Source organism: Occallatibacter riparius (assembly GCF_025264625.1).
In the GTDB taxonomy this organism is placed as follows: Bacteria; Acidobacteriota; Terriglobia; order Terriglobales; family Acidobacteriaceae; genus Telmatobacter; species Telmatobacter riparius.
Window position 1 is genome coordinate 697,400 of record NZ_CP093313.1, and the last position, 13,397, is coordinate 710,796.

The window sequence follows — 13,397 nt, forward strand, 5'->3', positions numbered from 1 at the left end:
GTCCCTCATGGGACGCCTTTTTTGCTGCTGCGAGCGTACCTCGCAGGCTATTCCTTCTGTTCCTGGCGCGAGGCGACAAGGCGCGCGACGGTGATGGCAACGTAGAGGACGCCGGCTGCGGCTTCAAGAGTGGTGCACATGCGGGCGGCCGGCTTTACGGCGACGATGTCTCCGTAGCCCAGGGTGGTGAGCGTGGTCATGCTGAAGTAGAGGAAGGTGCTCCAGGGAACTGGCTCGGGCATGGGAGCGCCGCCCTGCGTGAACGAGCCCGGCTGCACGATGTTGAGCACGCCGTAGATTGCGAACCAGCACATGCCCAGCAGGAAATAGAGGCTTACCGAGACATACATGCCTCCTTTTTCTGTGCCTCCGGCTCTGCCGAGGTACACGAAGAGGCTGACGGAGACGAAGAAGAAGAAGATGGCCAAGGCGATCCGGCTGGCAAGGTCGAGCCATTGGTAAGGCAGTGACTGGCTCAGCGCCAGAGAGATCATGGACAGCAGGGCGAGCGGGATGGCGGTCCAGAAGATGGTGCGCTTCTCCGCAAGTTCCATGGCGGAAGCGACCAGAGCGACATAGAGCACTATGATGATCGCGATCTTGCCGATCAAGCGATTCTCAGAGAGCGCGGGCAGTATGTAAAAGAGAACGATGGAGGCGAGCAGCAGCTTGGAGCGCCGCTCGCGGTTCAAGATGCCTGCGGGTCCGAAGAACTTACGAAACAGGCTTGAGTGCTGGTCTTGCGTCATCGGATGATCACAGAAAAACGAAGGGGAAGCGGCAAGGGCTGGAAGATGTTTCCCGTGCCGTCCAAGAGCCGCTTCCCTTCCGGTTGACTAGCTGGTTTTGGCTGCGGTTCCGGCGATGGCCTTGTTCTGCAGCACGCGCACCACGACGCGGCGATTCTGCTCCTGCCCTTCTTTGGTTTGGTTATCGCCCACCTGTTCGGTGACGCCCATCGCGCCTGGCGCCAGCATGCGTGTGAGCGGAATCTTGCACTGCTGGATCAAAATCGTCGAGACGTTGTCGGCGCGTTTCTCGCTCAGTTCCTGGTTCTTGGCCGCATTTCCGACAGCGGACGCATACCCCTTGATCTCGATCATGTATCCCTGAACGTTCTGCGCCTTCTGCGCGAGCGCCTGCAACTGCGGAACGTACTGCTGTTCAACGTTGGTCTTGCCGTTCGCGAAAAGAATCGTGACTTCATCCAAGATGTAGTAGTCGTCCAGTTGACCGAACCGCGCAACCGCCTCCTGGATGGCCGCATTCTGCTTGGTCAGCTCCTGTTGGTTGGCCGCGACCTGCTGATTTGTTTCGTGCATTCCCGCCTGGATCGCGTTGGCCTGCTTCAGGTCATCGCCGCTAAACCGGATGGTCTGTGCGACGAGCTGATTCTGGTCGTTGAGGACTCCTTTGACCTTGATCGGCAGTCCCGGGATCAGCGAAGCGAACGACATTGCTTTGGAGCGTTTCTTCAGCATCCCCTGCGCTTGTCCCACATCCGTGCTGTCAGTGAGCACGACGGTCGTTTCTGTGTTGTCTTTGTTTTGCAGAGTCAGCTGCTCGCCGCTCCGCGTCTTGATGATTCCGTTGGCTTCGGTCTGCTGAGCCGAAGCCGCAATGCTCGCCCCTGCCAGGACGATGACTGCAGCAGCCGCGGTAAAGGATCTGAGCACGCGCGCATGAAACATGGTTCTCTCCGCCTCTTCTTCAAGTTGGTTCAGTTGGTTTAGGACCAGCCGGGAATGCACGCCTCTGGGTGGGGGCACGCGTTGCTCCGGCGGCTTTCCTGCTTATAGAGAGCGTGGCGGTAGCGGGCGGTAGAAGCCACTCGCACTTTTACCAGAGAGGCGATCAGGCGTGCGGATGGATGTAGTACACGAGGCCGAGGTAGTCGTCGGTGAGCAGAAAGGCATCGGGACCGATGCGGAAGAGGCCACAGGGCCGACCGTGCACGGTTGGCTTGCCGTCTTTGATCGTGAGGAAACCGGTGATGAAGTCTTGCGGATTGCGGTCTGCGCTGATTCGCACCACACGGTAGCCGGTGCCGATGCTGGGGTGGCTCGCGCCATGCAGTGCTACGAGGAAGCTGCCGTTGAGGTTGGTGTCGGTGTCGGAGAAGCGCTCCAATCCTAGTGGCGAGCTGTGCGCCGTAAACCATGCGTAAGGTTGGGGAACCGACTGGCAGGAGGCGAGCGGCGCCGGCGCTTGGCCAAGAGCCGCATTGGGATCGGGCTCGGCCGTGTGGCCGCCGCCTGCGGCGAGGTTCGTTCCTGCTTCCGCGACGCCGCTTTGCTTTCCATATACCGAGTCCTGCGGATGGCGTGGGGGGACGTCGGTGCGCGCTTTCATCGCCGGATCGTGCATCGACGGCAGAGGAGTGGCGTCGTGGACTGCTGTGCCGCTGGAGAAATAGCAGGTGGGCCAGCCGTAGTTCAGAGGCTGCTTTGCGCTAGCGTCGATCTGGAAGAGTGTGTCGTCTGGCAGCTTGTCGCCGAGATGATCGTCTCCCATGTTCGTTGCGAAGAGCGAACCGCCGTCGATCTCTGGGATCCAACGCAAGTCAACAGCGTTGCGCACGCCTTGGGCGATGATCTTTGCGTCGCTGCCGTCGGGGTTGATGCTGAGAATGGAGGCGCGCGCGGCTTCGCGTTCCTGGCAGTAATTGCAGGACGATCCAACTGCGATGAAGACGCGGGGAGTGCCTTGAACCTGGCCGACTGCGACCGTCCGCGTGAGGTGCCAGCCACCGTATTTGTAGTTCAGGCCGTAGTCGGGAAACCGGATCAGCGTCTGCGGCGGGGCGGCGGGATGGAGATCGCCGGGATGGTACTCATAGCGGACCAGCTTGTCAGTGAGAGCGACGTAGAGCCAGGTCTGCTTCGTCGCGGGGTCCGTCCAGAACGCGATGCTGTTGGGATTGCGCAGGTGATCGAGATAATGCGTGATGCGGCCGAAGGTGCCGGTCTGCGCGTTCCATTCGTCGAGGATGAAGACCGACCCGAGGTGGTTGTCAGAGAGGTCGTGCATGCCGGTTGCAAAGATGCGGCCGTCGGGCGATTGCGCGAAGAAGCGTACGCGGCGCAGTCCTTTAGCGGCGATATCGATGTCGAAGGCGGCGGGAAGCGAGAGCGTGATCGACTTGCCGGGAGCATAGGGGAGCGTGTGCTGTTTCTGTTGAGCAACGCCGGGAGCGGTGCTGCCCAGGGCGAGCAAAAGAGCAGTAGCGATGGCCAAGGGGAGCGGCGAGCCCATATTGGATAGTCTAGATGGCCGCTGTCGAACTCGTTGCGGCTGGGCGGGGGCCGAGCGGGGGTGGGGTCGCCGCGCGCACCTGACCATCGGTGTTATTCTTCATTTCAATCGTGCTGCCTCTGGTAGAAAACCTGATCAAGCTGCAAGCTGTCGAAGTGGAACGGGCCCGGCTCGCACAGACGGCGCTCGCGCTTCCGGCGGAGATCGCGCAGGCGCAGTCAGCGCTGGACAAAGCGCAGGGCGACCTGGCCGCACAGACCGATGCACTAGCGCGAGAAGAGGCTTTGCGCACGCGGCTGGAGCGCGATATCAAGACGCATCGCGATAAGGCAACGCGCTACCGCGGGCAACTCGACTCGATTACCACTCCCGCGCAAGCCCAGGCGATTGAGCACGAGATTTCGTTCGCGGAGTCAGAGATCGATCGGCTGGAGAACGAAGAACTGGCCAGCCTGGAACGCACCGACCAGCACGAATCTGCGCTGGCCGAAGCGCGCACACAGGTTGAATGGATGGCCAACGCACTGGTGAAGACGCGGGAGCGCATTTGCCAGCGCCAGAAAGAATGCGCGACGCAGCAGGCCGAGCTCACCGCGGAGCGAGAGAAGATCCGCCGCAATGTGGATCCCGACTGGCTCGTCCGGTTCGACCGTATTGCTGCGCATCGGGGCACCGCCGTGGCCAAGGCAGAGAACCAGCAGTGCACTGGGTGCCGCATGGGCATCCGGCCGCAGATTTGGAACCAGGTCCGCGAAGGCGAACTGCTCACGTGCGATAGTTGCGGGCGCATTCTCTACTGGGATCCCGCGATGACCGCACCGGTCCAGACAGCTGCGCAGGCCATGCTCAATCCGGACCCGCCGGCCGTTCCCAAGCCTCGCCGCATCAGCTAAGCTGCGCCCACGCCCCTGCTAGCCTGAAGAGTAGGTTGGATTCGGGGAGGAGCCGTCGCATGCGCCGCATCTGTGTCGATATGGACGAGGTCATGGCCGATACGCTGTCGGAGCATCTGCGCCGCTACAACGAGGCGTTTGACGAGGCGATCACGCCGGACGACCTGCAGGGTCGAGGCCTTTGGGAGTACGCGCCGGAAAACCGGCGACAGCAGCTGAGGGATTTTCTGGATGCTGAGGACTTCTTCGAAGACCTGCCGCTGATTGATGGTGCGCAGGAGGTTCTTCACAAGCTGAGCGAGCGGTTCGAGATCTATATAGCCACGCAGGCGATGACGGTTCCGAACTCGCTGGGGCCCAAGTTCCGGTGGCTGCAGCGGCATTTCTCTTTTATTCCGCCGACAAATTACGTGTTCTGCGGCAACAAGAGCATTCTGCTTGCCGATTACCTGATTGACGACTTGCCGCGCAACCTGCAGCGGTTTCGGGGGACGGGGCTGCTCTACTCAGCACCGCACAACATGAATACGACAGAGTATGTGCGGGTAAACGACTGGAACGAAGTCGCTGCTTATTTCGCGTCGGTCGAGGACTGATTGTAAGCAGGGAGGGAGAGGCCCGGCGCGAGGGAGCCGGGCCTTAGTGCGTTTAGCGATAACCCTTAATGCGGAATCGCGAGACAGCGACGTAGAACGTATTGGCATCAGTGCCGGGGTTATGGTGGCTGATGTTGGCGTTCGAGAGGTGCTGATAGCGATAGCCGAGTGACCAGGCCTGGCGTTTCTTGCGGAAGAACTGAAGGCCCGTGCCGAAGTCGATGGTGTACATGAACTGCGAGCCCTGTGGAGAGAGCACGCGCTGGTTGAAGTAGATGAAGCCGCCGACGCCCGAGACGTAAGGCTGGACGCGGGCATCGGGGAAGAAATTCGTACGGAAGCCCACCGGACTTACACCGGCGCCATAAGAGCGCTGGCGCTGGGTGTAGCGATCCTTCGGCGTGAAGGCCTTCTCATCGAGCATGGCGAGAGCAGTGACTTCCGGTGCGTAGCGGAAGGCCCAACGATGGCTGTTGGGATTCAACAGATAAGAGTAGTTGACGTCGATGGGCATGTACTTGACGTCGGGGGCGTATCCCCAGACGTGGCCGGTCATGAGGGAGAGGCCCCACCATGCGCCGAACTCGTGGACACCGCCGATACGCGGCCATTCGGGCTTTTCCCCAGGCTGGCGACGAGGTGAAATGGCGGAGGAGCCGGGCGCGCTGGCATCTGCGGCCGAGGCGATGTCAGTACCGGAAACTGGCGGGTCGTCGCCCACGGGTTGGTTGGCCTGCTCGGGACCGGCGGGGTCACTCCAGAAGGTGTTCGCCTTGACCTGATAGGCGTCGCGATACCACGGCGGACGGAAGCGGAAGATGTTGGCGGTCGCCCTGGAGGGAGTCAGGAAGCTGGCCAGCAGCAGGGTGACCGGGCGGTGTGGTTTGGCCGCGATTTTGCGGAAGAGATGCTTATCGAGGGCGTCTTCTCCAATGGTCCAGCCCAGGCCCCCGAGCGGAGTGGTCACGAGCTCAACCCAGCCGGTCTCATTCGTTATGACGCCTTTGTCTGGGAAGTAATGGTCTCCATTGTGGCCGATGCCCGCTTCGCCCGTCGGGCCCATCTTCCACCAGAAGCTGAAAGCTGTAGAGAAGGCGAGCGCGCGGAGACGACTGCGCCAGTAGATCCAGTCATTGGCCTGCTCCACGGTCATGCCCTTGGGGTCGTTCTGGATCCACATGTAGTTGGTGATGGAACCCATCATGGAATGACCGACATAGTCGTCGAGAACGGGGTTGTCATCTCCCCAGTGGTCCCAGCGCCAGCGCTGAACGCTATCGACGTAGCGGTCCCACCATTTGCCGTGCGTCGTCTCCCAACGGTACCAATAGCCGGTGTAGAGATTGCCCATATCCTGGAAGGCGTTGTAGATGGAGGCCTCGATGATGAGCTGGTGCCAGTGGATGCGGCACTCCCGGGCCCTGGTCTCGTCGGTTGGGCACTGGTTAAGGGGAACGGTCGGACCCGCGCCTTTGTGAATGAAAGCCATTGCGTGGGCGGGATCGGCGGGAATGAAGTCCAAGGAAGATGAGAATGATTCGGAGGGACTGGTCGCGCTAAGGGCCCTGTCCAGTGTGGAGAGCGGCGCGTCGGGTGCATCGGGTAGATCCGCGGGCGTTTCGAGGGGTGCAGGGGCCGGCACCGCTGCAACCGCAGGGTCGGCGTGATCGGGAGTCGCGGATTGGGCGAGCCCACAACGACTGAGAGCCAGGAGGCCGAGGAGCATGACGCCCAGCATGCGGCGCCCCTGAAAACGAGAGGGGCGAAGACTCGCAAGGGCGGAAACCGGTGCGCTTGCGTCGTGGCTCGGGAGAAGCTGGCGCTGCACAGGGAACTTCATTGGGGGATGGACCTCTTTTATTGAAGTAGCGCGACAGTGAAAAGCGTGGCCCGCAAATTTTCCGAAACAAACATGGTGATTGCGCCGTTCTCTCGGGCCCGGTAACCTGGCGGACTTGGGATACACGGGGCCTATGGAACAATCATCGGGGTCACACAGATTTGCCGAAGGATGCGTGGACAACCAGTAACCTATTTGCCTGAATTTTACACGGGACGTGTGCAAGGGCAACCAGTCAGGGCTTCGGCGCAGGTGGAAACGGGGAGTCCAACTGGAGTTGGACTCCCCGTTTTGGGAACATGCGACTGGGGCGCGATTTAGCGGCGGCCGAAGCCGCGGGGACGAGAGGGAGCAGCGATGGGCAGGTGAGTCTTGCCGGCAGGATAGACGGCGAGGAAGCGGTCCTGGCCTTCGCCGGAACTGGCTGTCTCAACGCCTTCGAGATCGCGGAAGGCCAGATGGAGCAGGCGGCGTTCGCGGCTGTTCATGGGCGGGAATGTGTAGGGTACTCCGGTGCGGATGACTTTCTCAGCGGCGGTTTCGGCAGCCATCTTGAGTTCCTGCGCGCGCAGGGCCTTGTAGTTGCCGGCATCAAAGCTGACGAGGTCGTGTTCACGCTGATCGAGGCGGAGCATCTGCACGGCGAGGGTTTCAAGGGCGCGCAGCAGTTCTCCGTTGTGCTGGGTGAGCAGCGGCGTGTCGGGGCCGCCGAGTTCGACATAGATGACACGACCTTCGAGGCCCTGCGGGTCGCGCGCGCCGTCGCCAGCGGTGATACGGTACTTCAGGCGGAATCCACCAAGTTTGTTGAGATGGGCTAGGAAAGCGGCGATTTTCTGGGCAGCCAGTTGCAGATCATCGATTGGCATGACAAATAAGTATCGCAGAGCAGGATAGGCCCTGCACACCCGCTTCGAAATGAGTGGTTCATGCTGTCTTAAGGTGACCTTGTGAAACTGGAGTGGATGATGAGGAAGGAAGTCCCTCTTGGGGTAGAGAAAGCCTGCCGGCGCGCGCTTGCTTTATTGCTGGTGGCTGGCGTGTTGCCGAGCGGCGTTGCGCATGCCCAGGCCTCGGCAGCTGGGGCATCTGGCACGCCGGTGATCACGCTGGAGGAGGCCGTTCATCGCGCACAGGCGAACGAACCGAGCTATGCGGCGTCGCTAGCGGAGATGCGCATGGCGAAGCTGGACCGCTCGATTGCGCGCGCGGGTCTGCTGCCAGATGCGACCTATCACAACCAGTATCTCTACACGCAGCCGAATGGCACGGCAAACCAGGCAGGACAAACCGGATCGCAGGCGGCTCCGATTTTCATCGCGAATAACGCCGTGCGGGAGTATGCGAGTCAGGGCGTGTTCAACGAGACGCTGGGGCTGGCGCAGGTGGCGGAGGTGAAACGGGCCGATGCCGCGGCTGCGGTGGCCGCCGCGGAACTCGAGGTTGCGCGCCGCGGGTTGGTCACGGCAGTTACCGGGCTGTTCTATGGAGTGATTGCGGCGGACAATCGCCTGCGGATTGCGAAGGAAGCGGAAGCGGAGGCGGCGGATTTTGTCAGCCTGACGACCAAGCGCGAGCAGCAGCGGGAGAGCGCACACGCGGACGTGGTGAAGGCGCAGTTGCAGAAGCAGGCGCGAGGGAGGGAGCTGTCAGACGCGCAGGTTTCAGCAGAGAAGGCGCGGCTAGAATTGGGCGTGCTGCTGTTCCCCGATCCGCGGACGCCGTTCACGGTGCAGGGCGAGGACAATGTGGCGGCGCTTGCGACGAAGGCTGACGTGGAGCAGGCCGCGGCGAAGGGCAATCCTGAACTGAAGAGCGCGCTGGCTTCATTGACCCAGAGCGGTGCTGAAGTGCTGGCGGCGCGGGCGGCGTATCTGCCGTCGCTGGGATTGAACTACACGTACGGTATTGATGCGCCGCAGTTCGCGGTGAACGGGCCGGATGGAGTGCGGAACCTGGGCTACTCGGCAAGCGTGACGCTGGATATTCCGGTGTGGGATTGGCTGGCCACGCAGCACAAGGTGAAGCAGAGTGAGATAAGGCGCGATGCTGCGAAGGTGGTGCTGACCGCCGCGCAGCGCAGGCTGATTGCGCAGATCGACGAGACGTATTCGGAGGCCGCGGCAGCGCGTGATCAATTGGCGTCATTGGATGCGAGCGAGCAGACCGCGGCGGAGAGCCTGCGGTTGACGAAGCTGCGCTACACGGCCGGCGAGGCGACGGTGCTCGAAGTTGTGGATGCGCAGGGCGCGTATCTGACGGCTGCGAATGCGCGCGAAGATGGGCGCGTGCGGTATCGGACAGCGCTGGCTCAATTGCAGACGCTGACAGGAACGATGTGAAGATGATCGAGATGCGGAAGAGAGCAGGCTTGTTGACGTTGAAGCAATGGGGCGCGGCGATGGCGGCCGCGTCTGCTCTGACGTTGGTGGCGGGCTGCAAGAAGGAGCAGCCGGCGCCGGTGGAAGTGACGGTGCAGGCGGAGAAGCCGGAGCAGGGCGCGATTGCGGAGAAGATTGTGGCCGATGCAGTGCTGACTCCGCAGGCGCAAGCCGCGATTGAGCCGAAGATCACGGCGCCGGTCAAAAAATTCCTCGTCCAGCGCGGCGCGAAGGTGAAGGAAGGCGAGTTGCTCGCGGTGCTGGAGAACTCGGACCTTGCCGCAGCGGCGCTCGACAACAAAGGCGCATACCAGGCCGCGCAGGCGGCGTATGCAACGGCAACGAAGGCGCAGGTTCCGGAGGATGTGCAGAAGGCTGAGCTGGACTATGCGCAGGCCAAAGCCAATCTCGATCTGAACCAGAGCATTGTGAACAGCCGCAAGCAGTTGTTTGCGGAAGGGGCGATACCGGGGCGCGACCTGGACACGGCACAGGCGGCGCTGGTGCAGGCGCAGGCGGCGTATGACACGGCAAGTACGCATTTGCAGTCGATGCAGAAGGTGAGCCGCGATGCCGAGCTTCAGACCGCACAGGGTCAATTGACTTCGGCCGAAGGCAAGATGAAGGGCGCCCAGGCGCAGGTGAGTTACTCGGAGATTCGCAGCCCCATCAACGGAGTGGTGACGGATCGTCCGTTATTTGCGGGCGAGACGGCAGCAGCGGGAGCGCCGCTGGTTACCGTGATGGATACGAGGGTCTTGATCGCGAAGGCGCACCTGGCACAGAGCTTGGCGCAGCAGATGAAGATGGGCGACGCGGCGCAGTTGCAGGTGCCCGGAATCACGGATCCGGTGGATGCGAAGGTGTCGCTGGTGAGCCCAGCGCTCGATCCGGGAAGCACGACTGTCGAGGTTTGGATCAAGGCGGACAACAAGAAGGGCGAGCTGAAAGTGGGCACGCCGGTGAAGATCGTGATCACGGGCCGCAGTGCGGAGAAGGTGTGGAAGATTCCGCAGACCGCGGTGCTGACGGCACAGGATGGATCGAAGTTGGTGATGGTGGTGGGCGACGATGGCGCGGCGCACAAGAAGCCGGTGACGCTTGGCATTACGGATGGTGAAGATGTGCAGGTACTGAGCGGCATTGCACCGAATGACACCGTGATCACGGGCGGTGCTTACGGACTGGATGACGGCACGAAGGTGAAGGTGGGTAAGGCGGATGAGGACGAGCAGGCCAAGCCAAAGTCGAAGGGTGGAGACGAGGACTGATGGCCACACTGACCTCAGCAAAGCCCGAGACGTTCTGGCTGGCACGAAGCACGCGGACCATCTTCTTTTTTGCGGCGGTGCTGACGCTTGCGGGGATCTACTTCGCGCTGCAGGTGCCGATCTCGGTGTTTCCGGAGACGAATTTTCCGCGCGTGGTGATCGGCGTGGACAACGGCGTGATGCCGGTGGAGCAGATGGAGGTGACGATCACGCGTCCGATTGAGAACGCGGTGAATTCCGTACCAGGTCTCGAGACGGTGCGATCGATTACGAGCCGCGGATCGGCGGAAGTAAGCCTGTTCTTCAATTGGAACGAGGACATGATCCGACAGCTACAACTGGTGGATGCGGCGCTGAGCAAAGTCCGCCAGTCGTTGCCTTCGACTGCGGTGATTACGACGAACAGGCTGACGTTCGCGACGTTTCCCATTCTTGGATACAGCCTGACTTCAGACACGGTTCCGCAAACGCGGCTGTGGGAGATTGCAACCTATGAGTTGAGGCCGCCGCTGAATCGCGTGGCGGGCGTGAGCACGGTTCTGGTGCAGGGTGGGCAGGTGCCGGAGTTCCAGGTTACTCCGAACATGGCGCTACTGGCGCAGGACGGCGTGACAGTAACGGACCTGGTGAATGCGATTCAGGCTTCGAACATTGTGGATTCACCGGGACTGTATGAAGCGAACCATCAGCTCATTCTGGGCCTGGTGGGCGCGCAGGTGCACGATCTCGATCAGCTTCGCCAACTGGTGGTGAAGACAACCGCCGCGGGCGCGCCGGTGCGATTGGCGGATGTGGCGACCGTGAGTGACTCGACCATGCCGGTGTATACCACGGTGACGGCGAACGGTAAGAGCGCGGTGTTGTTGACTATCGCGCGGCAGCCCTCAAGCAATACCGTAGCTGTCGCGGACGGCATAGCGGCGGAAGTTGTGCGATTGAAGAAGGCACTGCCGGCGGGCGTAAAGCTAGAGCCGTTCTACGATCAATCGCAACTGGTGCGCGACTCGATTTCGAGCGTGCGAGACGCGATTCTCATCGGACTGGTGCTGGCGTGCATCATTCTGTTTCTGTTTCTGCGCGACTGGTCATCGGCGCTGGTTGCGGGACTGGTGATTCCAGTAACTGTGTCGGCGACGATCCTGGTGCTGCACATCTTGGGGCAGAGCTTCAACCTGATGACGCTGGGCGGACTGGCGGCGGCGATTGGGCTAGTTATCGACGATGCGATTGTGGTGGTCGAAAACATCGTGATGCATCGCGACAACGGCGAGACGCGCGTGGAGGCGGTGCGCAAGGCGCTGCATGAGATTACTACCCCGCTGATCGGGTCGACGATTACGCCGGTGGTGGTGTTTCTGCCGCTGGTGGGGACGAGCGGCGTGACAGGCTCGTTTTTCCGCGCGCTGGCGATCACGATGGCGTCGTCGCTGCTGACTTCGCTGCTGCTGGCGCTGACGTGGACGCCGGGATTGAGCATGGTGCTGCTGCGCCAGAAGAAGAATGAAAATCACGATCATGGCGCGGGAAGATTCTTGCAGCGGGTTCTGCATGTGCATCGGCGGGTTCTGGACTGGTCGCTGGCGAAGCCGGTGTGGCTGGGCGTGATCTGCCTATTGCTGGTGGTGGGCACGTGGTTCGGTTACAAGGCGCTTGGGTCAGATCTGCTGCCGGAGATGGATGAGGGCGGATTCATTCTTGACTACATCATGCCAGCGGGCAGTTCTCTGACGGAGACGAATCGCGTGCTGCAGCACGTGGAGCGCATTCTGCGGGCGCAGCCGGAGGTAGAGAGCACATCGCGGCGCACAGGGTTGCAAATGGGGCTAGCTGCCGTGACGGAGGCCAACTCGGGCGATTTCACGGTGAAGCTGAAGGGCGGCCACAGGCGGCCGATTGACGATGTGATGTCCGATGTAAGGGCCGAGATCAAGCGCACTGAACCGGAGCTCGACGTTGAGTTCATCCAGGTTCTACAGGACATGATCGGCGATCTATCGAATGCGCCGGAGCCGATCCAGATCAAGCTTTACTCGCCGGATGAGGCACTGTTGACGCAGCTTGGGCCGAGAGTGGGTGACGCGATCGGCAAGATCGAAGGTGTTGTGGATGTGCAGAACGGGATCGAGAACACGATCAGCGGACCGGCGACGAACTTCCAGGTGAATCCGGTGAACGCGGCGCGACTCGGATTCACACCGACCGAAGTTGCCGAGGATGCGACGTCGATTCTGGATGGGCTGCCGGCGACCGATCCGTTGATTGCGAATGGGCGGCCATACACGATTCGGGTGCGCTTGAGTGATGAGCATCGCGCGTCGCTGGAGGCGATTCAGAACACGGTCTTCACGAGCGCTTCAGGACATTCGGCCTCGCTGGGGTCGCTGGCGCAGATTGAGCAACTGCCGCCGCAGAACGAGATCCGGCGCGAGAACCTGCAACGCATGGTTGCGGTGACGGCACGGCTGGAAGGGACAAATTTGGGCGCGGGGATGGCCAAGGTGCGGCAGACGGTGGACGGTTTGCATCTGCCCCCCAGCGTGCATGTGACTTATGGCGGTACATACGAGGAGCAGCAGAAGTCGTTTGCAGACTTGCTGCACGTTCTGCTGCTGGCGCTGGCGCTGGTGTTTGGCGTGCTGCTCACGGAGTTTCGCAACTTCCCTGCCCCGACGGCGATTTTGACTTCGTCGGTGCTGTCGATTGCCGGCGTGATTCTGGCGCTGGGGATCACAAGGACGACGTTCAATGTGGCGTCGTTTATGGGGCTGATCATGGTGATCGGCATCGTGGCGAAGAACGGGATTCTGCTACTGGATGCGGATGAGCGCTACCGCGCAGAGGGCATGGCGGCCGCGGATGCGATGATTCATGCTGCGCAGCGCAGGCTGCGGCCCATTGTCATGACTGCCATTGCGGCGGTGTGCGGCATGCTGCCTCTGGCTTTTGCGCTGGGCGCGGGATCGCAGATGCTGCAGCCGCTGGCGATTGCGGTGATCGGCGGGCTGGCGATCTCGATGGTCCTGAGCCTGGTGGTGACGCCAGTAGTGTATTTCCTGCTGACGAAGAATCGGGTGGAGCAGCGAGCGTAGGCCGCGTGATCGCTCCCGCCCAAGCAGTGCTTGGACGGGGCACCCGGTTCGAGCACTGAGCCGACATGGTTC

Annotated in this window: 10 protein-coding genes; 5 read left to right on the forward strand and 5 right to left on the reverse strand. The window is 61.6% G+C overall.

Annotation, left to right across the window (positions count from 1 at the left end; translation table 11 throughout):
- Nucleotides 1-47: 47 nt before the first annotated feature.
- From MOP44_RS02650 to MOP44_RS02660, 3 genes are all read right to left on the reverse strand, one after another.
- Nucleotides 48-749 carry a potassium channel family protein gene (locus tag MOP44_RS02650; protein ID WP_260794349.1) on the reverse strand — a complete coding sequence of 234 codons (702 nt, stop codon included), beginning with the start codon at nt 747-749 and terminating at the stop codon, nt 48-50.
- Nucleotides 750-836: 87 nt separating this feature from the next.
- Complete coding sequence (locus MOP44_RS02655; protein ID WP_260794350.1) at nt 837-1,691, reverse strand: OmpA family protein; 855 nt, start codon at nt 1,689-1,691, stop codon at nt 837-839.
- Between the two features lie 163 nt (nt 1,692-1,854).
- Nucleotides 1,855-3,255, reverse strand: a complete 1,401-nt coding sequence (locus tag MOP44_RS02660; protein WP_260794351.1) for a PQQ-dependent sugar dehydrogenase — start codon at nt 3,253-3,255, stop codon at nt 1,855-1,857.
- Between the two features lie 110 nt (nt 3,256-3,365).
- Here MOP44_RS02660 and MOP44_RS02665 point away from each other — a divergent pair, with 110 nt between their 5' ends.
- Both MOP44_RS02665 and MOP44_RS02670 read left to right on the forward strand, forming a co-directional pair.
- Nucleotides 3,366-4,148, forward strand: coding sequence for a zinc ribbon domain-containing protein (locus MOP44_RS02665; RefSeq protein ID WP_260794352.1), 783 nt, complete (start codon nt 3,366-3,368; stop codon nt 4,146-4,148).
- 59 nt (nt 4,149-4,207) lie between these two features.
- Nucleotides 4,208-4,744 carry a 5' nucleotidase, NT5C type gene (locus tag MOP44_RS02670; protein WP_260794353.1) on the forward strand — a complete coding sequence of 179 codons (537 nt, stop codon included), beginning with the start codon at nt 4,208-4,210 and terminating at the stop codon, nt 4,742-4,744.
- A 52-nt stretch (nt 4,745-4,796) separates the two neighbouring features.
- Here the strand turns inward: MOP44_RS02670 and MOP44_RS02675 are convergent, their stop codons facing one another.
- Nucleotides 4,797-6,584: an acyloxyacyl hydrolase gene (locus MOP44_RS02675; protein WP_260794354.1), complete on the reverse strand. Its 1,788-nt coding sequence runs from the start codon at nt 6,582-6,584 to the stop codon at nt 4,797-4,799.
- Between the two features lie 317 nt (nt 6,585-6,901).
- Complete coding sequence (locus MOP44_RS02680; RefSeq protein WP_260794355.1) at nt 6,902-7,453, reverse strand: Jag family protein; 552 nt, start codon at nt 7,451-7,453, stop codon at nt 6,902-6,904.
- 96 nt (nt 7,454-7,549) lie between these two features.
- On the opposite strand from MOP44_RS02680, the gene MOP44_RS02685 reads away from it, so the two are divergent.
- From MOP44_RS02685 to MOP44_RS02695, 3 genes are read left to right on the forward strand one after another with little or no spacing between them, the layout of a single operon-like run.
- Nucleotides 7,550-8,926 carry a TolC family protein gene (locus tag MOP44_RS02685; RefSeq protein WP_260794356.1) on the forward strand — a complete coding sequence of 459 codons (1,377 nt, stop codon included), beginning with the start codon at nt 7,550-7,552 and terminating at the stop codon, nt 8,924-8,926.
- Between the two features lie 11 nt (nt 8,927-8,937).
- Nucleotides 8,938-10,236 (forward strand): efflux RND transporter periplasmic adaptor subunit, encoded by a 1,299-nt coding sequence (locus MOP44_RS02690; protein WP_260794357.1) that lies wholly within the window; start codon nt 8,938-8,940, stop codon nt 10,234-10,236.
- A complete protein-coding gene (locus MOP44_RS02695) occupies nt 10,236-13,325 on the forward strand; it encodes an efflux RND transporter permease subunit (protein WP_260794358.1) in 3,090 nt (1,029 codons plus the stop codon). The genes MOP44_RS02690 and MOP44_RS02695 overlap by 1 nt, the downstream gene beginning before the upstream one ends.
- Nucleotides 13,326-13,397 lie beyond the last annotated feature (72 nt).